The organism is Nocardia inohanensis NBRC 100128 (assembly GCF_001612945.1).
GTDB lineage: Bacteria > Actinomycetota > Actinomycetes > Mycobacteriales > Mycobacteriaceae > Nocardia > Nocardia inohanensis.
The window spans coordinates 42,175-66,298 of sequence record NZ_BDBK01000012.1; the positions used below are offsets into that span (position 1 = coordinate 42,175).

Below are 24,124 nucleotides of genomic sequence, written 5' to 3' on the forward strand. Positions count from 1 at the left end.
GATGAATCTGCTCTCTATCGAGGAACGTTGATGCCGATATGCGCCGCGCCGTCGCCGGGGAACACCGTGGCCAGCAGATCCACGATCGATCCGGCGTCCACGCGCAGCGGTTTGACGGCGACGGTCGCGGGCTGCAACGCGGTGGCGATGAAACCCAGGTCGGGGCCGAGCAATTGCAGATACGAGTCGATCCGGGTGACCAGCGGCCCCAGCGGATCGTCGAAGATGTTCTCGCCGACATACGAGTAGTTCTGGAACGCGCCGATGATGTGCAGCAGCTCCGGCAGCGCATTGTCGATATCCCCCGCCGCCGCGCTCAGCGTCGGCGCGCGCCCGTCGAACCGGTCGCCGAGGGTCTGTAGGTTCGAGTACAGCCGCGCGATGGCTTCGCGCTTGTCCCGCAACAGATTCGCGGTCCCGGTCAGCGCCCTGGTCAGGTTCGCCACATCCGCGTCCCGGCCCTCGAATCCGGCCGCGACCGTGGTGGCCAGATGCTGGATCCGGCTCGGATCCAGTTGCGCGGTAAGGGCATCCAGCTTGGCGAGCGCGTCACCGACGGTGGTGGCGATCTTCACCTGCCGCTGCGGCACGATACTGCCGTCGTGCAGGAACGGCCCGGCGGTCCCGCTCGGCCGGAAGTCCAGGAACTGCTCCCCCGCCGCCGACAGGTTGGCGATCTGCACCACGCTGTCCACCGGAATCCGGTACTTGGCGTCGTACTCGACCCGTACCGCCAAACCCTTTGTCGTGGCGCCGATCTCGCGCACCTTGCCGATCGGCAGCCCGCGCAGCGTCACCTCGGAGGTCTTCATCAACCCGCCCGAGGAATCGATCAGGATGGTCACCGTGTTCAGGTCGCGCCGCGGATCCAGGTTCAGCACGCCCACGGCCATATAGCTGCCGCACACCAGGGTGAGCACCATGAGCAGGATCAGCGAGACCGGCCCGGAGAGTGAGAGTTTCATGGCACCATCCCGATGGAACGCAGTGTGGTGACGACCTGATCGGCCTGCACGTCGGTGGCGACGCCGCGCACCCGCACATCGGGCGAGTTCAGGAACGGAATCAGCTTCTCGCGCAACAGCGTGTAGAAGGTGTCGGTGTTCTCGCGCAGGGTGATATCGGAGTAGGCGACGGTCAGCGCGGTCGGCGCGAGCACCTGCACGATGGAGTGGAAGTCGCCCACGTGCGGCAGCAGCAGGTCACCGGCGTTCCCGGCCAGCCCGCCGCCGCTGATGATCAGCTTGACCACGTTCAACAGCACATCCGACAGACCCGCCGCGCGTGCCGGCCCGGCGGTGAGGATGGTGTCGACCGAACCCCGCCCGGACTCCAGCTTCGATGAGATCTGTTGTGCCGAAGCGAGAATGCTGTCCAGCTCGGCGGTGTGCCCGGCCATATCGGCCAGCGCCGCCCGGCCCGCCCGGTTGATCCGGTCCAGCTCGGCCGGATCGGCCGGGAAGGCCGCGTTCACATCGGTGATGAGCTGCTGCATATCGCTCCAGCGACCGCCGGTGATGATGTTGGACAGCGCGCGCAGAATGTCCTCCACATTGGTGGCGGGCACGGTCTGCGACACCGGGATCACATCACCGTTGCGCAGGAACCCGGTGTCGGAGTTCTTCGGCGCTTCCAATGCGATGTGGATATCGCCGAGGATGGTGCTCTGCCGCAGTTCCGCGGTGGTGGTCTTGGGCAGTTTGGCGTCGCTCTTGATCTGCACGGTGGCGATCGCGGTGCTGCCGATCAGCTCGATGTGATCGAGCATGCCGACCTCGACGCCGTCGGCGATCACCTTGGCGCGATCGGGCAGGTTCAGCACCGACCCGAATTCGATACGCACGGTGAAGGTGTCACCGCTGGGATAGGTGCCCGGGATCGGAATGTCGGTGGCCTTCACCCCGCACCCGCTGACCAGCAGGGTCACCGCGGTGAGCGCGGGCAACAGGCGCAGGGCCAGACGTTGGTGCCTCATCTATCCCCCGCCTTCGGCAGCTGTGCGGCCAGCGGCGGCAACACCGCCAGCAGCGAGGCGATATCGCCCTGATGCTCCTGCACGAAGTTGTGCGCCACCGGCAGGTACAGGTCCAGGAACTGATACACCTGCGAGTCGTACTTGGCCACATTGCGCGCCAGCACCGGCAGCAGCTCGACCGCGATATCCACGGCCCCGGCGAATTCGGTGGAGAAGTCGCCGATGAGTTGGAGTCCGGCGCGCAGATTATCGAGCACCTGCGCCATATCCGGCCAGTTGGTCACGAACATGGTGGTGAGGGTGTCGAGGTTCTCGACCAATCGCCGGAACACCACATCCTTCTGATCCGGATCGCCCACGATCGCCGAAAGTCGTTGCAGCAGTTGATTGAATTGCTGCCCGGTGCCGTCGATGGCCTTGTCGGCGGCGGTCAGGGTCTCGTTGAGCAGGGCGTCCTGTCCGGTCGTCCCGCCGGTCAGATCACCCGCGATCTTGCCCATGGCGTCCAGGGCCTGACTGATGCCGATCGGAGTCTTGGTGTGGTCCAGGGGAATACATTTGCCGGTGTCGAACCGGTCCCCACCGGTGTACGGCTTGGTCAGCTCCACATGCCGGTCGGTCACGATGGAGCTCGACATGGTGACCGCCTGGATATCGGCGGGCAGTTTCACCTTCGGCCCGACGCTCATGGTGACCTTCATGCGGTCGCCCTGCGCCTCGATCTTGGACACGGTGCCGACCTCGACACCGAGCATGGTCACACTGTTGCCCTCGTAAAGCCCTACGGTGTCGGCGAATTCGGCGCATACGCTCTGTTTCGCGTCGCGTGCCGTATTCGCCCATGTCACCCCGCCGGCGACGGTCGCCATCGCGACGACCGCGGCCGCGGCTACGAGTGCTGGTCTACCCCAACTCATTCAGCACGCCTTGCCTTCGTAGGGAATGCACACCTGAACGCCCGCGGCCGGATTCGCCACCGCGACCTTGGTGCCCAGTACGCCGTTGAGTTTCGTGATCACATCGCGCAGCCCGTTGATCACGATGTCGAGCCGGTTCGGGTCCTCGAACACCTTCGAGAACAGCTGCTCGAACTGGGTGACGGTGGGCTCGATGCTGTCGCCGTAGACCATGATCGGCCGGTGCAACACGATGAGCAGCCGTTTCACCAGGTTGAACAGCCCGACGATATCGTCCTTGCGGTTGCCGAGCTTGTCGGCGACCTCGCCCAGCTGTTTGACGAAATCGGCCAGCACCGCCTTGTCGTCGGCGATCGCGGCGATGTACTCGTCCGACACCTGGAGCGCCCCGTCGAGCTGGCGGGTGCGGTCGGCGAGCAGGCCGGTCAGCTCGTTGGCATTGGTGAGCACGCCGCGCAGCGCGTCCGGCTGCGAGGCCAGGGCCCGGTTCAGCTCGCCGATGGTGGAGCGCATGGTGGTGGCATCCACCTGGCTGAAGATCGGCGTGCCCTTGTCGAGGATATCGCTGAGCTCGAACGGCGTGGCGGTGCGTTCGGGCGGAATATGCTTGCCGCCCAGCGCTTTATCCCCCGCCGGCGCCAGCGCCAGATAGTGACCGCCGATCGGCGTCAGCATCTTGACCTCGACGGCGGACAGCTCACCCACCTTCACCTCGCTGTTCACGGTGAAGCTGACCTCCACATGGTCGCCGACCAGTTCCACCGCCCGGATCTTGCCGACATTGATCCCGGCCACCCGCACCTCGTCACCGGAGCGCGCGCCACCGGAGATCTTGAAGTCGGCGATGTAGGTGCGCTGCCCGAACGGGATCACGTACAGCGCGCCCGCCGCCAGCAGCAGAACGCCGCAGATCGCGACACCCGCTATGCCCCAGCGCAATTGACGAGGCTGGTCGCCGCGACCGGCCAGCAGTTCCCGAATCAGCTCGCCGAAGTAGGTGATCAAACCCTTCATTTGCAAATCACCAGGTCCTGGGTCGAGAGCACCGCGCCCACTACGGCGGGCAGGGCGGCTTCACCGTTCGTGCAGGTGATGCGGGGTTTCACGCCTTCGCCGGGCACCGCGTCATTGAGGCCGGTGACCACCTGCGGAGCGATGGCGAGCAGATCGGTGAGCTGGTTCGTCGCGGGCACCAGCCGGCGGATGAAACTGTCCATCGGGCCGTAGGCGATGTCGTAGGCGTCGCGGGCCTCCTCCAGCACCGGAATCAGCGGTCCCAGTACGGAATTGGCCCTGTCGACGGCGTTGAGCATGGTCTGTTCCTTGCTGGTGAACTGGCGCAGGATCCCCGCCAGCTGCTGCACCAGATCCCCCACCGCCTGCGATTTTCCGCCGATGGATTCCGAGACCAGGCCCAGGTTGCGCACCAGCAGCACGATCACCGCTTCACTGTTGCGGGCCTGCTTGGTGAGCTTGTCCAGATCGGCCAGCACCGGGCCGATGCCGGAGCCGTCACCTTGGATGACGCGAAGCAGGTTGTCGCCGAACTGGTTGAGCTGGGCCGGATCCAAGGTTTCGAACAGCGGTTTGAATCCGTTGAACAGCTTGGACACATCGAAGCTGGCGATGGTGCGCTCCACCGGAATGGTCGATCCCACCTTCAGTTTCGGACCCGCGTCGCCCTCGGTGAGCAGCTCCACATAGCGCTGGCCGATCAGATTCTGATAGCGCACAGCGGCTTTGGTCTTCTCGTAGATGGGGCGCGCCTCATCCACCGTGAAGTGCACGCGGGCGCGGGTGCCGTCCAGCTCGACGGTCTCGACCTTGCCCACCGCGACCCCGGACATGCGCACCGAATCACCGGCGAACAGGCCCGAGACATCGGTGAACACGGCATCGTAGGTGACCTTCTCCCCCGGGATCGGGGTGCGCAGCGCGGTCACGATGAACACCGAGCAGGCGGCCACGATGAGCAGGAACACCGTCAGTTTGACGGCCGACTTGCCGACCTCGTTCATTTCCCACCCCCGAGCGAATCGGCCAGGTACGGCATGTTTTTCGCGATGAGCTCCACTTGCAGCTGAACGTGGCCGTCCAACACCGGGAAGGCTTCGTTCATGGCGCGCAGCAGGTTCGGCACCCGGTTGTAGGCCGGAGCGACCGTGCCGATCGATATCGCGACGGGCACCGCCAGATCCAGCACGCCCGACAGCACCGGCTTCAGGTTCGGGTTGTTTGTCTGCAAGAGATTCGAAATCCCTTGCAGCACCGCCACATCGACGCCTTCTGTGGCCTTGTTGGTGCGCGCCCGGTTCTCGGTCTCGCCGAAGTAGGCGCTCTGTTCGAGCACGGCGAGCACGGCGTGCCCGGCCGACGGGGTGAGATCGCGGAACGCGCCCGTCATATCCGCGCCGATCTCCAGATAGTGCGCGAGCGGGGCCTGCTGACCGTCGGCCAGCATGCGCGCGGTCTCGAAGAACGATCGCAGCACCGGGCCGATGGTGCTCGCATTGTCGAGCATGAGATCGATCAGCCGGCGCACGGTGTCCGAGTCGAGCACCTGGGTGAGCTTGGCCGCCCGCCGGAACACCCCCGCCACCGTCGCATTGGTGGCGTTCTCGCCGATGCTGAGAATGCTGTGCTCCTTCAGCTGCCCGGTGCTGGTGCCCGCCACCAATTCGACAGCGCTGGAACCGAATACGTTCGACGAGGTGAAGCGCGCGGTCACATCGTCGGTGAGCGCGGCCGCCTGACCGCGCTCGATCTCCACCTTGATGCGCTGATGCCCGTAGCCGACGGTCTCCACCTCGCGCACGGTGCCGACCGCGTAACCGCGGAACTTCACCTCCGCGCCCGGCGCCAACCCTTCACCGAGGGTGGCCGCGTCGATGGTGAGCTGGAACCGGTCCGCGAAACCGCCCTTGGCATAGGAGCTCACGACCAGCGTCACCGTCACGAGGACCACGGCGATGACCACTCCGCGCAATCGCAGCGCCCACGGTCCGGCCGCGCGGCCGGAATGATCCTTGAATACCGCCATGACTACCCCGAGATCCGGATGCCGACATCCAGGCCCCAGATCACGATCGTCAGGATCATGTCCAGGATGACCACCAGCACCAGGCTGGCGCGGATGGCGCGACCGGAGGCCCGGCCCACACCCTCCGGACCGCCGCTGGCGTAAAACCCCTGGTAGCCGTGGATGAGAATGATTGCGACCACGAAGATCGTCGCCTTGATCAACGAGGCGACCACGTCGCTCGGTTGCAGGAAGGCGTCGAAATAGTGGTAGTAGGTGCCGGACGACTGCCCGTGCAGCACGTTCACCACCGTCGCGCACGACAGGTACGACAGGATGAGCGTGAGCAGGTGCAGCGGCACGATGGTGATCACACCGGCGATGACGCGGGTGGTCACCACGAAAGGCATGGGCCGCAGGCCGATCGCCTCCAGGGCGTCGATCTCCTCGGAGATGCGCATGGCCCCGATCTCGGCCGTCATCCGGCAACCCGCCTGTGCCGCGAAGCCGATGGCGGCCACCATGGGAGCCATCTCGCGGGTATTGGCGTAGGCCGAGACGAAGCCGGTGAGCGGGCCCATGCCGACCATGTTCAGCGCGGTGAAACCCTCCACGCCGATGGAGCCGCCGACCGCGATACCGAGGAAGGCCAGCACCGCCACGGTGCCGCCGCCGACGATGATCGCCCCGGAACCCCAGGTGATGTCGGAGAGGATGAGCATGGTCTGGCGGCGATACACCCGCAGCGTGTGCGGGATGGCGGCCAGTACCTCGTAGACGAAAGTCGCCTGGTGGCCCAGGGATTCGAACACCCCGGCCGGCGCCTGCACGGCTTTGCCGGCCAGCTGGCCGACCGCGCCGAGGGGTTGATAGCGGGCAGGTACTTGAGTCATCAGCCCACCTGTGTCGGTATGAACATCGAAACCAGCTGGGTGACAACCAGATTCACGCCGAAGGCGGCGATCACGCCGATCACCACGGCCGCGTTCACGGCATTGGCGACGCCCTTCGGGCCCGAGGTGGCCTCCAAACCGCGCTGGCACGAGACGACCAGCACGATCACCCCGAAGATGATCGATTTCACGATGGCCACCACCAGGTCGCTCATTTTCGCGAAGGCGGCGAAGGCGCTCAGGTAGCTGCCGGGCGTGACGCCCTGGAAGCCGACCGCGATCACATAACCGGTGAAGACGCCCATGAAGATTATCAGCATGCAGAGCAGCGGCGTGAGCGCGATCATGGCCGCCAGGCGCGGCGCGACGAGACGGCGGATCGGGTCGATTCCCATGGTGCGCAAGGCATCCACCTCATCGCGGATGGTGCGCGCGCCCAGATCCGAGGCGATGGCCGAACCGGCGGCACCGCCCAGCAGCAGCGCGGTCACCATGGGCGCGCCCTGCCGGATCACGCCCAGCCCGCCCGCCGCGCCCGAGACCGAGCTCGCACCGACCTGCTGGGTCAGGCTGCCGACCTGCACCGCGACGATGACGCCGAACGGAACCGCAACCAGCACAGCGGGAATCGCGGTAACGCTGACGATGAACCAGCCCTGTTGTAGCGTCTCACGCCACGGATGCCGCAGCCGGACGATGTCGAGCACCAGGTAGCGGAAGGCCGCCACCGCCAGTTGCAGCGTTCGCCCGAATGTCCGCAGCCCCGAGAGCACGAACTCGACGGCAGGCCGTACGTACGGCTCCGGCCCCCGAATGACCTTGTCGACCAATGTCTACCACCCCACGTCCCCACTGTGGTCGATGCCGACCGGCGCGTTCGATTCGCCGGTACCGACTGGCCGAGACAGTAATACACATTTCGGACTGACGTGTCAGTCTTCACGAATTTTGTTGCTGGGGTTGACCTACGGGGGCGTTGTATTGGAAGATGCGCAGCTCAGCGCGTTTCAGCCTGCATAACAAGGCATTTCGGCAATGGTTCAGCAAATAGCAATGCCGCCGAACCAAGCGTCTGATTCGGCGGCATTTCAGTTATTGCGAGGGGTTAGCTCACCAGCTGTCCCAGAGGGACGTCCCCCGCCGCCGGCGCACTACGCGCGGCGATCATCTCCCGCGCCGCCCGGAACTCACCCGGACAGCCGACCGCCACCGCCCCCGCCACACGCCCCGCCCGCACCGCCAGCACCATGAACTTCCCATCCCCCACCGAACCCCGCAGCAGCAGTTCGTCTTTCGCCCGCACCCGCCCCGCGAACTGCAAATTCACCCCGTACTGCATGGACCACCCCCACGGCACCTCGACCGGCCCGGCAGCCAGCCCGAGCATGGACCGCGCCGCCGCCGCGCCCTGCGCCTGCGCACTGTTCCAATGCTCTTCGCGCTGGTGCACCCCCAGTTCCGGATCGAACCGCGCCGCCACATCACCCGCGGCGAAAATCCCCGGAACCGAGGTACGGAAGTCCTCGTCCACCCGGATACCGTCCGAAACATCGAGCCCCGCGGCCTCGGCCAGCGCGGTGTCCGGCGTCGAACCGATGGCCACCAGTGCCAGATCAGCCGCCCAGGTGCGCCCGTCCGCGCTGGTCACCGCCGCGGCATGGCCGCGGTCCACCTGCGGATGCTCGGTGAAGCCGGTGAGAACCACATCGGAATGCAGCTCGACGCCATTGCGCAGGTGCAGGTTCCGGTAGAACTCACCCACCAACGCGGGCGCGACCCGGTCCAGCGGCCGCGCCGCCGCATCCAGCACCGTCACCCGTGCACCGAGCGCGCGAGCGGTGGCGGCGACCTCGCAGCCGATCAGGCCCGCGCCGACGATCAGCAGGGACGCGTCCGCATGGAGCGCGGCTCGCAAGGCCGTCGCGTCGGCCGCGCTGCGCAGCGTGCACACGACACCGGATGTGCCCTGTTCCCCGCGTACGCCGAACGGCGATGGCGCAGTGGCGAATTCGGGCTGAGCGCGGTTCAGGAGCGAGAGTGTGCGCGGCCGCGCACCGGTAGCGATCAGCAGGCTGTCGTACGCCATCCCACCACCATCCGACAGCGCTACCCGGGACGCCGCCGCATCGATGCGCTCGACGGCCGTCCCCGCGCGCACCTCCACCCCGTGCGCGTGCCAGAAGTCCGCCGTCTGCAACAGCATTCGGCCGGCGGTGGCGGTGCCGGCGAGGAGCTCCTTCGACACCATCGGGCGGCGATAGGGCAGGCCGGGTTCGGCGCCGAGCAGGACTATCTCACCGGTGTAGCCCTCGGTGCGCAGGGTGCGGGCGGCCGTCGCCCCCGCTACGCCCGCGCCGACGATGACGATGCGCCCGCTCACGCGCGGCTGACCTCGACCATTTCGAAGTCGATCTTGGCCGCGCCGCAATCGGGGCAGGACCAGTCCTCGGGAATGTCGGCCCAGCGGGTGCCGGGGGCGATGCCGTCCTCGGGCCAGCCCAGTTCCTCGTCGTATTCGAAGCCGCATTGCAGACAGCGGAAGAGTTTGTAGTCAGTCATGGGGATGTCCTGTGTTGGCGGTGGTGGGTTCGAAGTCGAGTTTTTCGCGGACGCCGCAGTCGGGGCAGCACCAGTCGTCGGGGACCGCGGACCAGGGCGTGCCGGGCGGGAAACCTTCGCGGGGTGCGCCTTTCGCCTCGTCGTAGGTGTAATCGCAGACGGGACAGCGGTAGATCGACATCAGCGGGCTCCGTACTGCGCCAGCACACGGTCACGCTTGCGGGGCTGGATGTTCACCCGGGTGATATCGCCGCGGTAATGCTCCAGCACCCGGTGGTCCATCACCCTGCGCCAGAGTGGCGGAAGGTATGCCAGGCCGATCATGGAGGCGTAGCCGCTCGGCAGATTCGGCGCGCCGTCCATACTCCGCAGCGTCTGATACCGACGCGTCGGATTCGCGTGATGATCGCTGTGCCGCTGTAGGTGGTACAGGAAGATGTTCGTCACGATGTGATCGGAGTTCCAGCTGTGCTCCGGCGTGCAGCGCTCATAGCGGCCGCTCGCCGTCTTCTGCCGCAGCAGGCCGTAGTGCTCGAGATAGTTCACCGTCTCCAGCAGTGAGAAGCCGTAAACCGCTTGCAGTACCAGGAACGGCAGCACCGCCTGACCGAAGACCGCCGCGAGTACGCCCCACAGCACCACCGACATCAGCCAGGCATTGAGCACATCATTGCGAATCGTCCAGGGTCGCTTGCCGAGTCGCTCCAGGCGCTTGGCCTCCAGCTCCCACGAGCTGCGCAGACTGCCCCAGACGCTGCGCGGCAGAAAACTCCAGAAGGTCTCCGCGAACCGCGCGCTGGCCGGATCCTCCGGCGTCGCCACCCGCACGTGATGGCCGCGATTGTGCTCGATGTAGAAGTGCCCGTAGAACGTCTGGGCCAGGGTGATCTTCGACAGCCAGCGCTCCAATTCGTCCTTCTTGTGGCCAAGTTCGTGCGCGGTATTGATGCCGACGCCGCCCATCACGCCGATGCTGAGCGCCAAGCCGATCTTGGAGACCAGACTCAGACCGCCGTCGATGCCGAGCCAGGACAGCTCGCCCGCGGTCCACAGGTAGCTCGCGAACACCAGGCTGAGCAGCTGGAACGGAATGTAGACGTAGGTGCAGTACCGGTAGTACTTGTCGTTCTCCAGATACTCCATCACCTCGTCCGGCGGGTTCTGGCCGTCCGGGCCGAAGAACCGATCCAGCAGCGGCAGCAGCACATAGACCAGCAGCGGGCCGATCCACCACCAGGCCGAGGCCAGCGGTGCGCTCCAAGCGAATTGGTTGAACGCCCACACCAGCGCGGCGGCGAGGAATATCGCGGTCGGGGGCACCAGGCCGAACAGCCAGAGGTAGCGCTTGCGGTCACGCCACTGCGGTAGTGCGCGCGACTCCTCGATTCGAGACGTCGTCATTGTCGATCTCCTGAACGTTTACACTTCTTGTCGAAGTGTATCCAGTAGATACACTTGTCCAGAGAATGTCAACGGACGAGACGAATGGGCAGCTCATGTACGATCTCGACGTGGCCGACACGCCGAACTTCCAGACCGACTCGACGTGGCCGACACGCCGAACTTCCAGACCGAAATGCGTCAGTTGCTGCGCGAACGCATCATCGACAACGCGCGACGGGTCGTGATCACCGAAGGCTGGGGCGCGGTGAACATGTCCCGCCTCGCCAAGGAGGTCGGCGTGAGCCGCCCGGTCATGTACAAGGAGTTTGCGAACAAGCACGACCTGGCCGAGGTCGTGATCCGCCAGGAACTGGACATGTTCCTGATCGGGATCGGCGAAACGCTCGCGGCGCATCCCACCGACGCGGCGGCGGGAATGATCGCAGCGGTCGACTACACGCTGCGCACCGGCGCCGACAACACGTTGATCAAAGCCGTGCTGGCCGGCCGCACCGGCGCCGACACCACACTGCTACCGGTGCTGATGACCGAGCCCGAACCAGTCCTCGGCCGAGCGATCGACGCGGTGGTGGTGGCACTGCGCGCCCAATACGGCTTCGCCGCCGTCACCGACTTGCAACTGGAGGCAGTGTCGGAAACCCTTGTGCGACTTGCCCTGAGCCATCTCTTCCAGCCCATCGGACCGATCGAACGAGCAGTCGATCAAATCGAAACGGTCATCCGAGGCGTCCTGGCCCCCGCCCTCCATACTCCGCCGGCAGCGTAAAGCACCGACACTCGTAGCCCCCCGATCCCCCCGCAGCGGGAGGCTACTTCGCCGGCTCGGCGTGCGAAGTAGGCGTGTGAACGATGTCGTAGTACACGGCGGTATTCGCCCCATCCGGATAGACCCGATAGGTGAACTCTTTATCGGTAAGCGTCACGATCGGACTCTCCCGCCGGAACTGCTCCACCCCCGCATCGTTCTTGGCCACGATGACCCGGGTCTTCCCATCGGGCGTCACCGACCAATCCCCGTGCATCTTCGGCGAATCATCGAGGTTGTACATGGTGAACGTGCCATCCGGCTTGAAGTAGGCAAAGCCGACATAGTTCTGAACATTCGGATCGGTGAGCGGAACCGCTTCTCCCTGAACGTTCTTCCCACCGGTCGTCTCCCAGGCGGTGGCCGACAGGATCGCCGACGGCGACCCCGGCCGTACCACCCCGGAGGAGACAACAGTGGTGGTGGAATCCGACGTAGAGCTGTCATTACTGCTGCAAGCAGCGAGCAGGCCGGTCGCGACAAGGGCCGCGACAAAGGGCGCGATCTTGTTCATACCCCAGTCCTACCAGCCCCGGCATCCCATATCCGAACACCGCGCCGAGCCGCTCGAGCGGTAGATGCCGCTAGTCGGCGGGGATTCGGGTGGCGGTTTCGGCGAGCTTTTCCGCTACTTCGGTGGGGAAGATATTGCGGAAGAGGAACAGGTCTCGGCCGAGTTTCCAGCCGGGGGCCAGGGCTACCGCGTAGCGCTCGAAGTAGCCGAGTTGTTTGCCCATGAGGATGAGTTGCTGGGGGCCGGAAGCGCCGCGGCGCTTGCCGAATTCGAGGAGGCGGGCGGAGACCACGCCGAGGTCGAGTTTGTCGAGGCTGCCGGAGAGGACGGGGCCGAGGGCCACGGCGAGCTGACGGCCGATGGTGGCGTCGTCGCCGCTGTCGTCGGAGACCAGATCCAGCTTGCGCAAAGCCCTTGCTACAGGGCGGAAGTCGTTGTCGATGGCGCTGGCGTAGAAGAGGGCGCGGACGAACTCCCGCCATTCGGTTTCCATGCGGCCGACGATGCCGAAGTCGAGCATGGCCACGCGGCCGTCGTCCAGGAGCCAGAGGTTGCCGGCGTGCACGTCGCCGTGGAAGAGACCGTGCACGGCAACCGATTCCATCCATGCCTTGACCAGGCGGCGGATCAGCAGTTCGGAGTCGGGGTGGGATTCGCGGATATCGTCGAAGCGGTCCAGGGGCATACCGCGCATGCGCTCCATGCACAGCACGCGGGGGGCCGTGTAGTCCCAATACACCTCGGGGATGGCCACATTGGTGTTGTCGCCGAAGGCCGCCAGGTTCTCGCGGGCGCGGGACTGGTTGTCGGCTTCGATGAGGAAGTTGAGTTCGGCGACGGTCGCCTCGTACAGGTCACGCACTACCGCTTGGGTATTGGCGACCCGAGCGTTCTCGGAGCGCTTCTCGAGGGTGCGGGCCAGGCGCATGGCGGCGCGCAGGTCGACGATCATGCGGCGGCCGATTTCGGGGCGCTGCACCTTGACCACGGCGGGCCGGCCGTCGCGCAGCACGCAGGCGTGCACCTGGGCGATCGAGGCGGCCGAGAGCGGTTCGTCGTCGAATTCGAGGAAGAGCTCGGAGATCGGCTTACCGAGATCGGCCTCGATGATGGCCCGGGCATCGGCGGACGGGAACGGCTGCATATCGTCGAGGCAGCGCAGGCAGGCATCGGCGAGATCGCGCGGGAAAGCACCCGGCGAGGACGCGATCAACTGGCCGAGCTTGACGAACATCGGCCCGAGGGTTTCGAAACCGTTCACCACGCCGTCGGCCACCGCGCGCTTACGCTTGGACGGGCGCAGGCCGTGACGCAGCACGTTCCCGGTGACGGAGCCGCCCAGCACGAAACCGACGATCGCGGTTCGCTTCCATTCGGAGAAGCCGAATGTATCCAGGTCGGGCCGGATCACCTCGGGCGTATTCGCCCGTTCGGTCGTCGGTGAGCTCACGGGGCGCAGTGTATCGCTGCCCGGGCTGCGCAGCCGCTCGCGGCCACGTTACCCAGGAGTTCGGTGGTTTCGGCGCGGGCCCACCAGGTACCGTGCATGGTCGGGCCGTGATCCGGCTCGGCAGGGCCGTGCTCGGCTCCCCTGATGAAGGCGAAAGGCAAGACCTAAGTAATGACGGGTACAGCGGAAAAGCTGGCGGAACTGCGCAAGCTCCTGGAGATCGCCGAAGAACCCACCGGCGAAAAAGGCATCCAGAAGCGGCTAGCCAAAGGCATCCCCAGCGCCCGAGAACGGGTGCGCATGCTGCTGGACCCGGGCAGCTTCGTCGAAATGGGCGCGCTCATGCGCCAGCCCGGCAATTCCAACGCCTACTACGGCGACGGCGTGGTCACCGGTCGCGGCACCATCGACGGCCGCCCGGTCGTGGTCATCTCCCACGATCCGACCGTGTACGGCGGCTCGGTCAGCGAGACCTTCGGCCGGCGCGTGCAACTCGTCATGGAATTCGCGTACAACAACGCGTGCCCGGTGATCTGCATCAACGACTCCGGCGGCGCGCGCATCCAGGACGGCGTCACCTCCCTGGCCTGGTACGCCAATATGTGCCGGCTGCAAGAGGACCTCTCCGGCTATGTGCCGATGGTCGCGGTCATGCTCGGCAAGTGCGCGGCCGGCTCGGTGTACGGACCCATCAATATGGACGTCCTGGTCGCCACCGAGGACTCCTACATGTTCGTGACCGGCCCGGAGGTCATCAAGGCCGTCACCGGTTCGGTGGTCACCGCCGAGGAGCTGGGCGGCGCGCGGGCGCTGGAACAGAACGGCACCGTGCATCACGTCGCCAAGACCGAGCAGGCCGCCTTCGACTGGGTGCGCGACTACCTGAGCTTCCTGCCGTCGAGCTGCCTGGAGCAGCCGCCGGTGGTGAATCCCGGCCTGGAACCCGAGATCACCGACACCGACCGCGAACTCGACCGGCTCATGCCCGACGCCGACAAGACCGGCTACGACATGCACGAAGTGCTGCTGCGCATCTTCGACGACGGCACCTTCCACGAGATGGGCGAGAAGACCTCCGCGAACCTGATCACCGGCTTCGCGCGGGTGGACGGCCTGCCGGTCGGCGTGGTCGCCAACCAGCCGCTGGTGCTGGGCGGCGCGCTGGACGCGGCCTGCTCGGACAAGGCCGCGCACTTCATCCGCATCTGCGACGCGTTCCATATCCCGCTGGTCTATGTGGTCGATACCCCGGGCGTGTTGCCGGGCGTGGACGAGGAACGCAATCACGTGATCAAGCGCGGCGGGCGCATGTTCCGCGCGCTCATCGAGGCCACCGTGCCGATCGTGACCATCGTGACCCGTAAGGCCTACGGCGGCGGCTACGCGGTGATGGGCTGCAAGCAACTCGGTGCGGATATCGCCCTGGCCTGGCCGACCGCCCGGCTCGCGGTGATGGGCGCGGAGTCCATGATCCCGATCGTCGGCAAGCGCCAGCTGGAGGCGACCCCGCCGGAGCAGCGAGAGGCGGTGCGGCAGAACATGATCGACTTTTACAATGCCACCGTCGCCACCCCGTGGACGGCCGCCGAGCGCGGATACATCGACGCTGTCATCGAGCCGTCGGCCACCCGCCTCGAGATCCGCAAGGCGCTGCGGTTGCTGCGCGACAAGGGCGCGGTGCGCAAGCCGAACCCGCGCAAGCACAACCTCTACCCGATGTAATAGGGATCTCGCGGGACGGGCGCGCAAGCTCTCGTCCCGCGAATCCCGAACCGGCCGTTCAGCATTCGTTGGGTGCGGGCACGCCCTGAAGTCGCTGATCCAGCCAGGAGAGCGAATCCGGGTAGCCGGTGAAAGCCGCGATGATGTGCTCACCGAACACGCTGCGATAGATCGCCGTCGCACCGAGCGAGCACTGCTCGGCATAGAGCTTCTTCGCCCCCTCCGCCGGCACCCAGAACTCCTGCTCGCCGTTGTAGATGTACAGCGGCACAGCCGATTTCCGGCCCTCGATGCGGCTGAGCTGATAGATCTCCTCCGCCAGCGAACTGCGCAGCGGGTCGGGGAAGTTCGCGGCGATGTCCATGGGCAGTTGCAGCAAGCCCGGCCACGAGTACGAGGACATGCACAGGTCCTTCAGCGCCGACACCGCCGCCCATTGCGCCAGATGGTTCATGCGGGACAGGATTTCGGGTCGCTCCCGGCCGATGGCGAAGGTCGCCGCCATGAACACCCCCGACGCCAGGTTGGCGTTCATGCTGCGCGAGAGGATCTCGAAATCCGCGGGCACCCCGCCCAGCGCCGCCCCCACCACCACATCGGCGAGTTCGGGCGCGTACTCGTTCATCAGCTTGACCGCCCCGTGTGTGGCGATGGCCCCGCCCGAGTACCCGATCATGCCGAATCGGCTCTCCCCCAACTGGATCGGCAGCTGATTGCGCACCGCCCGGATCCCGTCCAGGATCGCGTGCCCCGCCACGTACGGTTCGGCGTAGGCCATCCGCGGCCCCTCGTGATCCACGATCAGCACCGCGTACCCGCGCAGCACCGCCAGCTGCGTGGTGGGCAGCAGATACTCCGCCAGGTTCGTCTTGCTGTTGAAGCCGTGCGAGAGCGTGTAGCTGGGATTGCAGTCCCGCCCGAGCGCATTGATCGGCAGATTGTTCAGCACCACCGGGCGCGTGCCCGGGCCCTCCCACTGCCCGATCGGAAGCACCAGCGTCGCAACGGCATACGAGGCCAGCTGGTGCGAATCGGTGGTCCGGTACTTCAATTGCAGCACCTGCTGCACCGGCGTGAGCAGCGTCGGCGCGGCCGTCGCGGTCACATCCCGCCACGCCACCACATCGCCGGGCGCCAGCTCGTCCAGCCCTTCCGGCCAGTCGTCGACGAACCAGTCACCGATGGCGGCGGGCATGGTCGCGGCCCGGAACGCCGCCAGGTCCGGCGCCAGCCCACCGGCCGCCACCAGGGGCAATTGCGAGGCGGGCAGCAGCGGCGGCGCGGGCACCAGCCGGTCGATCCACTGCTGTAAGCCGGGCAGATCGAGCGCGGGCGGATTCGGCGATCCCGGCGGTTGCTGTCCGCCCCCGGTATCGACCGGCTGTGCCTGCGCCTGCGCCGCGATACACCCGAACATCAAGGCAGCGGCGAGAATTCGCAGCCATCGAAGCACAGCACCCCCAACAAGATCGACGGTTGGACGTCCCCCTCATCCCGAGCGCACCCGAGCCTAATCGGGCGCCCCGGCGCGACACCCGGTAGTGGTCGGTTCGAAGCCACATCGAGACCGGTCCGTGCCGATTGCCGCGCGGCGACGCCGCGAACCCGGCCTCGGCCTCGCGGTACCGTGGCCGCTCCGGCCCGCGTCGACCCGGATGCCACGTATTTGCCGACCACCGTACCCGACCGGGATTCGGATCGAGCCGAACGCTCCGGCCGCCCGCGCCGGGGCGCGCAGATCGCCACGGGGTGGTTTTTCACGGGTGTCGGCCGCCGAACCCCCGAATTTTCGCCCGAACGACCAGTCCGAATGTCCGGTTCGCTGGAGCACACCGAGTGGAAAACTCCGTGCCGGAAGAGATTTGCAGGATTGCCCGGAAAATGCGGGGGTACCCGCCCAATGTGGCCAGGACAAGTCTCCGGGAATTGATCGATCGGCCCGGCCCGTTCGCCTCGGTGTACTTCGACACCTCGCAGGATACCGAGGACACCGAGCGGCAGCTGGAGCACCGATATCGCTCGATTCGCGAAAAGCTCAGCGCGGCAGGCGCTTCCGAGCAGCAGCTCGGCGCGCTGGGGATCGTGGTGGCGGCGGGACCGCCGGCGCCCGGACGGTCGGGGCGAGCACTCATCGCCGATCAGCGCACGGTGCTGGTCGACGAGCAGCTGCCCGCCCCGCCGCCCCGCGATATCGTTCGCGTCTCGCCGCTGCCGAACCTGCTGCCGCTGCTGGAGCAGCGCGCGCCCATGATCCCGCACGTCGCCGCCCTGGTGGATCGCGCCGGTGCGCGCCTGTCCGGTGTGGACCGCAACGGCGATACGGTGGCCCACCTGACCGGCCGCCTCGGCCAGCCCCCGCTGCCCACTCGCGGCGCGCGCGGGCAGCGCTCCATGCGCGATCGCGGACCTGATGCCATCCGCCGCACCCTCGACATCGTGGCAGTGCGCGTCCTGGAACTCGCCGATCGGGTGAACGCCATGCTGATTTTGGTCGGCGGCGAGCCGACCATACGGGCCGGGCTGCGCACCGCGATCGAGATCCGTTTGGGCGCGGGCACCACGGTGGACGGCGACGCGCCGGATCGCGAGCACCGCCGCCTGGTCGAAGTGGACGGCGAGACCGAAACCGTCCGCGAACAGATCCGCAAGGTCGTCACCGAGACCGCGGAGACCCATTGCGACGCGGTCCTGGAGCGCTATCGCCGCGAGCGCGGCCGCTTCGGCGGACCCACCACCGGCGGCATTGCCGAAACCACCGCCGCGCTGCGCGAAGTCCGGGTGTCCTGCCTGCTCATCGACGGCGCCTCGCTCGAGGACCGCCGGGTGTTGCGGGGCGCCGCCCACACCGACGTGGCGACCAGCGCACACGATCTCGACGGCCCCGCCGAGGTCCGCCGCGCCGACGAGGCGCTGCCGATCGCGGCGCTCGCGGGCGGCAGTGAGATCCTGCCGCTCACCGGCCGCCTGACCCTGCCGGACGGGGTGGGCGCGCTGCTCCACGAATACTGACCGCCGCATTCGAACGCGGCCCGAAGGAGGACGCCATGCCAGTTCGCATCACCGAACCGGAACCCATTGCCCCGCAACCCCATCCGGTGCCGAATCCGATCCCGCCGACGCCGCCGACACCACCGCTGCCGCAGCCCGAGCCGATTCCCGGCCAGCCGCAGCCGGAACCGATTCCCCCGCAGCCGCGCCCGGAACCCGTTCCGCCCGTTCCGAGTCCGCCGCCCGCCCCGCCGAATCCGGTGTGAGCGGATCAGTCCCGCAATGCCTCCTCGCGCAACCAGCTCAGGGTCTTGGCGAGGATGCGGGACACATGCATCTGCGAGATGCCGAGCTCGTCGGCGATCTGGGTCTGGGTCTTGGCCTCGAAGAATCGCATGATCAGAATCTGCTGCTCGCGTTCGGGCAGTTCGCCGATGAGCGGTTTGACCGCCATGAACTCGTCCACCCGGTCGTAGCGCGGCTCCACCTCGCCGAGCACCTCCATCAGCGACAGCGGCGTGTTCTCGCTGTCGTCGCCCCCGACCGCGTCCAGGGAGGCCAGCTGATAGGCATTGCCGGCGATCAGCGCCTGGGTCACCTCGACCAGGTCCACCTCGAGTTCGGCGGCGATCTCCCGGGCCTTGGGCAGCCGGCCCAGCCGCTGCGAGAGGGTATCGATGGCCCCGCCGATGGAGAGCTGGATCTCCTTGGTACGGCGCGGCACCCGCACCGCCCAGGTGTTGTCGCGGAAGTGCCGCCGCACCTCGCCCATCACGGTGGGCACCGCGAAGGACAGGAACGATGAACCGCGCGTGACATCGAACCGGTCCACCGCCTGGACCAGCCCGACCCGGGCCACCTGGAGCAGGTCGTCGAAGGATTCCCCGCGCCCGGAGAACTTGCGCGCGATATGGTCGGCGAGCGGCATGCAGCGCCCGATCAGCTTCTCCCGCACCCGTTCTCGCTGCGGGTCGGCCGGATCGATATCGGCCAGCTCCTTGAACATCGGTTCGATATTGTCGTAGCTGTCGCCGCGGCTGCGGGAGCGCGCCGGCGCGCGCGGCTTCGGCTCATGATCCGTCATCGGCGCTACCTCGCAAACGGCTGAATTCGACAACCGTGGGGTACCCGCCGGAGGCCGGATCGTAGGGCTGATGGTGCGCGGTCAGGTCTTCGGTGATGGTGTCGAGGACATGCCAGCCGAAGCCGTTCTCGTCCAGGGCATCCGGGCCGGTGCAGGTGCCGCCGACCCGCACCTGCATGCGCTGTTCGTCGAAGTCGAAATCGCAGGCGACATAGCTGCCCGGCACGGCCGCCACGATGAGCGCGGTGGCCACCTCGTCGAGCGCGACCCGGATATCGGTCACCTCGTCGAGCGCGAAATCGGCGATCAGCGCCACGGTTTCGGCAAGCGCCCGCAGCATGGTCAATTGGTCGAGCTCCGCTGGTACCCGAAGCCCGACAGTACTGGTGTCGGTGGCCGGCCGGGAAATCCACTCCGTCATGCGTATCTCCGCTACTCCGTCGCCGAGCGACCGTGACGAGATACGCCGCGCCCGGCCGTTGTTTGATCCGTTCGTCCGTCGCATTATCGCCGCGATACCCCCCGCCGGGGCGGGGAAACCCGTCACGCCGGAAGTTTCTCGGCCGGCTACGACTCGAGTCGCTGGTGAACCGTCAGCAACAGGTGATCGAAGCGGGTGCGTAATTCGACCGCGGTGCCGCCCATGGCGGTCAGCTCGGCTACCAATTGCCCGGCCAGGACGCGAAGTTTGGTGTTGGTCTCCTGCGAACGCCAGGTCAACACCCGGAATGCCTGTTCGGCATTGATTCCGTAGACGAGCATGAGCGCGCCCTTGGCCTGTTCGATCACCGCGCGGGCCCGGTACAGCTCGGGCAGGGTGTCGTCCAAGGTCTCCTGCCGATGTTCGGCGAGAGTGTCGGTCACATCGATGTAGTAGCCGGTCGTACCGACCACGTTGTCTTTTTCGTCAACCATATGGTCACCCACCACGATCACGTGGTGCACAGTGCCGCGCGTATCGAAGATCCGATGCCGGCTGGAGAACGGATCACCGTTCTCCAGCGCCCGGGCCAGCGAGGTGGCCACCTGCTCTCGATCTTCGGGATGCTTGTGCTCGAGCAGCAGTGCGGTGGTGGGTTCCACGGTCCCGGGTGCGTAGCCGTGCATGAGCGCTACCTCGTCGGACCATTCCCAGCGTTCGTCGGCGAACCAGAAGCGGAAACTGCCGACGTGCTGGGCGTGTCCGCTGCCGATCACTTGATCGATCGCCTGAGCTTCGTGGGACGAAAGCTCACCACCTGTTGTCACCTCACGAGTATCCGCCCCGGAACCGCGCTCCGGCAGTGGATCGGTGGGACCGGAACCGGCCCGGTCCCACCCGACCTTCATCGGCAACTATGCCTCCAATGCGGCCTGAACGGACCTGTAGGAGAAGAACAGCTGCCGCATGCCGGTCACCTCGAGCACGCGCTCGATTTCCCGGCGGCAGGCCACCACTCGCAGATCCACCCCGGCCGCTTCGGCGGACTGCTTGGCCGCGGCCAGTGCCGAGGCGCCGCCGATACTGAGGAAGCTGGTTTGACGGAAGTCGACGACCACCGCAGACGGACCGGATGCCACCGCCCGCTCCAGTGCCTCGATGAATTCGGGTAGCACCGCGGCGTCCAGTTCACCCTCCACTCGCACGACGGCGTGGGAACGCGCCGAGTCGTGGCGCGACGGTGGATGATGGTCGGGGCGATCGGGTTTCGTACCTGAGGCGGCGGCGTCGTCTTCGACGCCACGCTGGAGAACGGCAATTGCGGACATGACTAACCTCCTGGGAGGGAATGTCCGGTCTGCGCATGGGTACCGCACCTACGAGGGCGGAAGAATAGCAGCGCGTCGACGATATGCCGGAAGGCGATACCACTACCGCGCTCGCCAGTGGGAGCGGTCCCGGGCGTGAACCGGGGCGGCTGCAGTCTCAACCTGATTCACATTCTGTCATGCGCGGCGGGATCTGTCACAAGGTTCCGCGAATCGGCGCGCCGGCAAACCCCTAGATACGCGCCGACACGGCGATATCCAACTGCGCGTTGCTGATCTGCCGGCCCGCGTTGGACACCGAGGTCACCATGGCGCTGCCGAAGGAGCCGCGCCGGTCGAACAGGGTGGCGGTGCCTACCGCGAGACCCCGCTCGCTGAAGTGACTGTCCGCCTCCACGCCGATTTCGTAGCCCTCGGGCATGCGGACCAGGGCCAGGGTCATATCGGTATTGATGAAGCCGATCCCGGCATCGCCCCAGTTGGTCATCATGCTGGTGGCTTCGCCGACGATGGCGGCCCGCACGAACGGTGACAGCTCCTCGCCGGTGACCACGCGAATCGGGTTCTGCCAGGTGCGTTTCCGGCTGTCGTTCTGGTGCTCGGTGGGCAGCGGGGACCAGTCGCCGGCGCTGCCGAACAGCGGTACCCGGGGCAGCGCCGAGGGCGGCGCCTGCTCCACCGACGGCGGCTGCGGTTCCCGATCGCGCCGCCACAGCGTGCCCGGCGGCTGTTCGGAGGGGCGCAGCAGTACCGCCGAAGCGCGGGCGGCAATCTTCCCGCTCTGCTCCACGATGACATCGGCGACCCGGATCCGCTTGCCGTCGCGCACCCGCACGGTGGGCAGCACGGTGTGCTCGAAACGCGCGGCGCTGAACATGTCCACGGTCAGCCGGACCGGCACGAAACCGTCGGTGGCGTGTGCGCGCTCGAGTTCGCGGGCCATCAACCCGCAGAGGGCGGGGCCGACCACCTGCGCGGCGGACCATTGGCTGGCCGAGAACCGGGTCGGCTGGAAACCACCGTCCACCTCGTCGAAATACGCGGGCACATCCATCGCGGTGTACGGCTCCTGTCCGGTTCAGCTGATCGAAATCACTGTTCCCAGAGCTAACACACCGCTGAAACCCGTTTCAACAGCGGGTCCCGTCCGGGCCGGGTGGCGTTTCCCACACCCCGCTGTCTGGAAGGCGGACAAGCGAATGCCCGGCGGGAGTGCCGCCGGGCATTGCCTTGCTAGGGGTTATCGGCCTTGCTTAAGCGTTATCGGCCTTCTTGGTAGGCGCGCTGGCGCTTTTCTTCCAGCTCGGCTTCGGCACGATCCTTCTCGGCCTGGGCCTCGTGCTTGGCCGCATCGCGCTGATTCTGCGCGCGCTCCTGCTGGACGCGGCCCTCGTCGCGCAAGTTCTCATTGCCGAAGACGGTACCGGCGGCTTCCTTGGCCTTGCCCTTCGCGTCTTCCACGGTGCCTTCGAAGCCCTCACGGAATCCGCTCTTCTCGTGCTCGGACAAGAGATTCACCTCCACGGTGTCGGTGTTCAACTGACATTGCGGCGGTACCCGGCGAATCGGACTCGAAACACGCTGCGGTACTTCATCATCCGAATTTCCGGTCCGCTCGCCGGGGATACCGGCACGCTGCCGCCATGGCAGAATCACCCAGCACAGCGCGAACAGCAGCGCCAGTCCGCCGCCGGCGAGCGCGGCGGATACCGGGCCGGTCACCACATCGAAGATCAATACCGCCACCCCGACCAGGGCCACCGCCAGCAATGCCAGCCCGGTGATCGCGTAGCGGTGCGCCGACTGGACCACTTTGTCGATACGGTGGCGGCGAAACAGGATTCGATGCGCGGATACCGGTGCGACCAGGAAAATGGTGGCGCCGATGGAGGCCAGCACGGTCGCCAGATAAAGCCCGCGCTGCCAATCGGAGAGTTCCTGGAAACGCGATTGGAAAGGCACGGTCAGCAGAAATCCGGTGAGCAATTGCACTCCGGTCTGTACCACCCTGGTCTCTTGGATCAAGGTGTTCCAATTGCGATCGAGCTGTTCGGTTTCCGTCTCGTGCCGCACCGCCCGATCCCACTCCCGGTCCATGCTCTTCGGCATATCGGCATCCCTTCGTAAACACGCCTTACCCACCCCGCGCCCGCCCAATCGCGCGCCGATTAGCCCGTCGCCGGGCGGGTATGCCTACGGCATGGTCCAGACCATCGAGCGCCTGCTCGACACGCTGACCCGCGTGGTGAATACGTTGCTGGACAACGAGATTCCCTTCGCGGTGGGTGGCGGCTGCGCGGTCTACGCGCGCGGCGGACCGGCCTCGGACCACGATGTGGACATTTTCGTCAAGCCGGTGGACGCCTATCGGGCGCGGGCCACGCTCACCGCGGCGGGGCTGCGGCCGGTGGACCCGGCCGAGGACTGGCTGACCAAGGTCTACGACGGGGACACCCTGGTGGACCTGATCTTCCGGCCCAATTACCGGACCGTCACCGACGAACTGCTGGGGCGGGCGGCCTGGCTGCGCATCGGGCCCACGGCGGCGCCGGTGGTCAGCGGGACCGATCTGCTGGTGGACAAACTCATGGTGCTCGACCCGCACCGCCTCGATTTCACCCGGCTGCTGCACATCGCCCGGGATCTGCGCGAGCAGGTGGACTGGGCGCGGGTGCGCACCGAAACCGAGATGTCGCCGTACGCGCGGGCCTTCCTGGGCCTGCTCGACGATCTCGGAATCACCGAGCAACGGGAGGCTTCCGATATGACCGATCCGATCGAACGGCGCACCGAGGCGATCCTGCCGCAGTATCTGGTCGCGAATCTGCGCCGCGCCTTCGCCGAGGACCCGCGCACCGCCGAACTGGGCGTGCAGGTAACCCTGCGTGGCGATGTGGTGGTGCTCAGCGGCGAGGTGATGGGTACGGCGCGCCGCCGTGAACTCGAGGCGGTGGTACACGAGCTCGCACCGAAACTGCGGGTGCACAACGACGTTCGGGTGATCAACTCGAACGCGCCCACCGAGCACGAGGACCTGAGTTGAAC

26 protein-coding genes are annotated in these 24,124 nt (G+C 66.6%); 5 read left to right on the forward strand and 21 right to left on the reverse strand.

Translation table 11 applies throughout. The features are described from left to right. Positions 1-14: 14 nt before the first annotated feature. The 12 genes from NI1_RS22810 to NI1_RS22865 form a co-directional block, all read right to left on the reverse strand. Complete coding sequence (locus tag NI1_RS22810) at positions 15-965, reverse strand: MlaD family protein (RefSeq protein WP_067824492.1); 951 nt, start codon at positions 963-965, stop codon at positions 15-17. Beyond that, a complete protein-coding gene (locus tag NI1_RS22815; protein ID WP_067824494.1) occupies positions 962-1,975 on the reverse strand; it encodes an MlaD family protein in 1,014 nt (337 codons plus the stop codon). Before NI1_RS22815 ends, NI1_RS22810 begins: the two co-directional genes overlap by 4 nt. Then, on the reverse strand, positions 1,972-2,892 hold the full coding sequence (locus NI1_RS22820; RefSeq protein WP_084523571.1) for an MCE family protein: 921 nt from the start codon (positions 2,890-2,892) through the stop codon (positions 1,972-1,974). The genes NI1_RS22815 and NI1_RS22820 overlap by 4 nt, the downstream gene beginning before the upstream one ends. Next, entirely contained in the window at positions 2,893-3,906 is a 1,014-nt protein-coding gene (locus NI1_RS22825) for an MlaD family protein (protein WP_067824498.1), read from the reverse strand. Continuing rightward, positions 3,903-4,910, reverse strand: a complete 1,008-nt coding sequence (locus NI1_RS22830) for an MCE family protein (RefSeq protein WP_067824500.1) — start codon at positions 4,908-4,910, stop codon at positions 3,903-3,905. Before NI1_RS22830 ends, NI1_RS22825 begins: the two co-directional genes overlap by 4 nt. Further along, positions 4,907-5,932: an MlaD family protein gene (locus tag NI1_RS22835; RefSeq protein WP_067824501.1), complete on the reverse strand. Its 1,026-nt coding sequence runs from the start codon at positions 5,930-5,932 to the stop codon at positions 4,907-4,909. The genes NI1_RS22830 and NI1_RS22835 overlap by 4 nt, the downstream gene beginning before the upstream one ends. Positions 5,933-5,934: 2 nt before the next feature. After that, positions 5,935-6,804, reverse strand: a complete 870-nt coding sequence (locus NI1_RS22840; RefSeq protein ID WP_067824503.1) for an MlaE family ABC transporter permease — start codon at positions 6,802-6,804, stop codon at positions 5,935-5,937. Further along, positions 6,804-7,634, reverse strand: coding sequence for an MlaE family ABC transporter permease (locus tag NI1_RS22845; RefSeq protein ID WP_084523572.1), 831 nt, complete (start codon positions 7,632-7,634; stop codon positions 6,804-6,806). The genes NI1_RS22840 and NI1_RS22845 overlap by 1 nt, the downstream gene beginning before the upstream one ends. Before the next feature lie 275 nt (positions 7,635-7,909). Further along, positions 7,910-9,184 carry an NAD(P)/FAD-dependent oxidoreductase gene (locus NI1_RS22850; protein ID WP_067824505.1) on the reverse strand — a complete coding sequence of 425 codons (1,275 nt, stop codon included), beginning with the start codon at positions 9,182-9,184 and terminating at the stop codon, positions 7,910-7,912. Beyond that, on the reverse strand, positions 9,181-9,363 hold the full coding sequence (locus tag NI1_RS22855) for a rubredoxin (RefSeq protein ID WP_067824508.1): 183 nt from the start codon (positions 9,361-9,363) through the stop codon (positions 9,181-9,183). The genes NI1_RS22850 and NI1_RS22855 overlap by 4 nt, the downstream gene beginning before the upstream one ends. Beyond that, positions 9,356-9,544, reverse strand: coding sequence for a rubredoxin (locus NI1_RS22860; RefSeq protein ID WP_067824510.1), 189 nt, complete (start codon positions 9,542-9,544; stop codon positions 9,356-9,358). The genes NI1_RS22855 and NI1_RS22860 overlap by 8 nt, the downstream gene beginning before the upstream one ends. Next, positions 9,544-10,764, reverse strand: coding sequence for an alkane 1-monooxygenase (locus tag NI1_RS22865; protein WP_067824511.1), 1,221 nt, complete (start codon positions 10,762-10,764; stop codon positions 9,544-9,546). The genes NI1_RS22860 and NI1_RS22865 overlap by 1 nt, the downstream gene beginning before the upstream one ends. 145 nt (positions 10,765-10,909) lie before the next feature. Here NI1_RS22865 and NI1_RS22870 point away from each other — a divergent pair, with 145 nt between their 5' ends. After that, on the forward strand, positions 10,910-11,533 hold the full coding sequence (locus tag NI1_RS22870) for a TetR/AcrR family transcriptional regulator (RefSeq protein WP_067824512.1): 624 nt from the start codon (positions 10,910-10,912) through the stop codon (positions 11,531-11,533). Between the two features lie 43 nt (positions 11,534-11,576). On the opposite strand, the gene NI1_RS22875 is transcribed toward NI1_RS22870, so the two are convergent. Both NI1_RS22875 and NI1_RS22880 read right to left on the reverse strand, forming a co-directional pair. Then, positions 11,577-12,086, reverse strand: a complete 510-nt coding sequence (locus tag NI1_RS22875) for a DUF4822 domain-containing protein (protein WP_067824514.1) — start codon at positions 12,084-12,086, stop codon at positions 11,577-11,579. A gap of 70 nt (positions 12,087-12,156) precedes the next feature. Continuing rightward, positions 12,157-13,536 carry an ABC1 kinase family protein gene (locus tag NI1_RS22880; RefSeq protein WP_157535276.1) on the reverse strand — a complete coding sequence of 460 codons (1,380 nt, stop codon included), beginning with the start codon at positions 13,534-13,536 and terminating at the stop codon, positions 12,157-12,159. A 171-nt stretch (positions 13,537-13,707) separates the two neighbouring features. Here NI1_RS22880 and NI1_RS22885 point away from each other — a divergent pair, with 171 nt between their 5' ends. Beyond that, entirely contained in the window at positions 13,708-15,258 is a 1,551-nt protein-coding gene (locus NI1_RS22885; RefSeq protein WP_067824518.1) for an acyl-CoA carboxylase subunit beta, read from the forward strand. 58 nt (positions 15,259-15,316) lie between these two features. Here the strand turns inward: NI1_RS22885 and NI1_RS22890 are convergent, their stop codons facing one another. Beyond that, positions 15,317-16,675 (reverse strand): lipase family protein, encoded by a 1,359-nt coding sequence (locus tag NI1_RS22890; RefSeq protein WP_084523573.1) that lies wholly within the window; start codon positions 16,673-16,675, stop codon positions 15,317-15,319. Between the two features lie 464 nt (positions 16,676-17,139). On the opposite strand from NI1_RS22890, the gene NI1_RS22895 reads away from it, so the two are divergent. After that, a complete protein-coding gene (locus NI1_RS22895; protein ID WP_157535277.1) occupies positions 17,140-18,267 on the forward strand; it encodes a baeRF2 domain-containing protein in 1,128 nt (375 codons plus the stop codon). Between the two features lie 35 nt (positions 18,268-18,302). Further along, entirely contained in the window at positions 18,303-18,512 is a 210-nt protein-coding gene (locus NI1_RS22900; protein ID WP_067824521.1) for a hypothetical protein, read from the forward strand. A gap of 5 nt (positions 18,513-18,517) precedes the next feature. Here the strand turns inward: NI1_RS22900 and NI1_RS22905 are convergent, their stop codons facing one another. The 6 genes from NI1_RS22905 to mbp1 all read right to left on the reverse strand — a co-directional run bounded on the left by NI1_RS22905 (position 18,518) and on the right by mbp1 (position 23,188). Then, complete coding sequence (locus NI1_RS22905) at positions 18,518-19,330, reverse strand: RNA polymerase sigma factor SigF (RefSeq protein WP_067824523.1); 813 nt, start codon at positions 19,328-19,330, stop codon at positions 18,518-18,520. After that, a complete protein-coding gene (locus NI1_RS22910; RefSeq protein WP_067824525.1) occupies positions 19,317-19,751 on the reverse strand; it encodes an ATP-binding protein in 435 nt (144 codons plus the stop codon). The genes NI1_RS22905 and NI1_RS22910 overlap by 14 nt, the downstream gene beginning before the upstream one ends. A gap of 146 nt (positions 19,752-19,897) precedes the next feature. Further along, positions 19,898-20,578 carry a PAS and ANTAR domain-containing protein gene (locus tag NI1_RS22915; protein WP_067825245.1) on the reverse strand — a complete coding sequence of 227 codons (681 nt, stop codon included), beginning with the start codon at positions 20,576-20,578 and terminating at the stop codon, positions 19,898-19,900. Between the two features lie 87 nt (positions 20,579-20,665). After that, positions 20,666-21,079, reverse strand: a complete 414-nt coding sequence (locus NI1_RS22920) for an STAS domain-containing protein (protein WP_084523575.1) — start codon at positions 21,077-21,079, stop codon at positions 20,666-20,668. Between the two features lie 232 nt (positions 21,080-21,311). Next, complete coding sequence (locus tag NI1_RS22925; RefSeq protein ID WP_067824528.1) at positions 21,312-22,133, reverse strand: thioesterase family protein; 822 nt, start codon at positions 22,131-22,133, stop codon at positions 21,312-21,314. A gap of 206 nt (positions 22,134-22,339) precedes the next feature. Continuing rightward, positions 22,340-23,188: a microaggregate-binding protein 1 gene (mbp1, locus tag NI1_RS40155; RefSeq protein WP_067824529.1), complete on the reverse strand. Its 849-nt coding sequence runs from the start codon at positions 23,186-23,188 to the stop codon at positions 22,340-22,342. A 91-nt stretch (positions 23,189-23,279) separates the two neighbouring features. Here mbp1 and NI1_RS22935 point away from each other — a divergent pair, with 91 nt between their 5' ends. Further along, on the forward strand, positions 23,280-24,122 hold the full coding sequence (locus NI1_RS22935) for a hypothetical protein (protein ID WP_067824531.1): 843 nt from the start codon (positions 23,280-23,282) through the stop codon (positions 24,120-24,122). Positions 24,123-24,124 lie beyond the last annotated feature (2 nt).

Bases quoted from the DNA above. Each gene is read 5' to 3' on its own strand.
- NI1_RS22820 (WP_084523571.1), bottom strand. From the start codon at position 2,892: ATGAGTTGGGGTAGACCAGCACTCGTAGCCGCGGCCGCGGTCGTCGCG.
- NI1_RS22905 (WP_067824523.1), bottom strand. From the start codon at position 19,330: ATGACGGATCATGAGCCGAAGCCGCGCGCGCCGGCGCGCTCCCGCAGC.
- NI1_RS22815 (WP_067824494.1), bottom strand. From the start codon at position 1,975: ATGAGGCACCAACGTCTGGCCCTGCGCCTGTTGCCCGCGCTCACCGCG.
- NI1_RS22895 (WP_157535277.1), top strand. From the start codon at position 17,140: ATGCGGGGGTACCCGCCCAATGTGGCCAGGACAAGTCTCCGGGAATTG.
- NI1_RS22810 (WP_067824492.1), bottom strand. From the start codon at position 965: ATGAAACTCTCACTCTCCGGGCCGGTCTCGCTGATCCTGCTCATGGTG.
- NI1_RS22920 (WP_084523575.1), bottom strand. From the start codon at position 21,079: ATGTCCGCAATTGCCGTTCTCCAGCGTGGCGTCGAAGACGACGCCGCC.
- NI1_RS22825 (WP_067824498.1), bottom strand. From the start codon at position 3,906: ATGAAGGGTTTGATCACCTACTTCGGCGAGCTGATTCGGGAACTGCTG.
- NI1_RS22835 (WP_067824501.1), bottom strand. From the start codon at position 5,932: ATGGCGGTATTCAAGGATCATTCCGGCCGCGCGGCCGGACCGTGGGCG.
- NI1_RS22885 (WP_067824518.1), top strand. From the start codon at position 13,708: ATGACGGGTACAGCGGAAAAGCTGGCGGAACTGCGCAAGCTCCTGGAG.
- NI1_RS22910 (WP_067824525.1), bottom strand. From the start codon at position 19,751: ATGACGGAGTGGATTTCCCGGCCGGCCACCGACACCAGTACTGTCGGG.
- NI1_RS22900 (WP_067824521.1), top strand. From the start codon at position 18,303: ATGCCAGTTCGCATCACCGAACCGGAACCCATTGCCCCGCAACCCCAT.
- NI1_RS22875 (WP_067824514.1), bottom strand. From the start codon at position 12,086: ATGAACAAGATCGCGCCCTTTGTCGCGGCCCTTGTCGCGACCGGCCTG.
- NI1_RS22840 (WP_067824503.1), bottom strand. From the start codon at position 6,804: ATGACTCAAGTACCTGCCCGCTATCAACCCCTCGGCGCGGTCGGCCAG.
- NI1_RS22890 (WP_084523573.1), bottom strand. From the start codon at position 16,675: ATGTTCGGGTGTATCGCGGCGCAGGCGCAGGCACAGCCGGTCGATACC.
- NI1_RS22860 (WP_067824510.1), bottom strand. From the start codon at position 9,544: ATGTCGATCTACCGCTGTCCCGTCTGCGATTACACCTACGACGAGGCG.
- NI1_RS22935 (WP_067824531.1), top strand. From the start codon at position 23,280: ATGGTCCAGACCATCGAGCGCCTGCTCGACACGCTGACCCGCGTGGTG.
- NI1_RS22925 (WP_067824528.1), bottom strand. From the start codon at position 22,133: ATGGATGTGCCCGCGTATTTCGACGAGGTGGACGGTGGTTTCCAGCCG.
- NI1_RS22855 (WP_067824508.1), bottom strand. From the start codon at position 9,363: ATGACTGACTACAAACTCTTCCGCTGTCTGCAATGCGGCTTCGAATAC.
- NI1_RS22830 (WP_067824500.1), bottom strand. From the start codon at position 4,910: ATGAACGAGGTCGGCAAGTCGGCCGTCAAACTGACGGTGTTCCTGCTC.
- mbp1 (WP_067824529.1), bottom strand. From the start codon at position 23,188: ATGCCGAAGAGCATGGACCGGGAGTGGGATCGGGCGGTGCGGCACGAG.
- NI1_RS22865 (WP_067824511.1), bottom strand. From the start codon at position 10,764: ATGACGACGTCTCGAATCGAGGAGTCGCGCGCACTACCGCAGTGGCGT.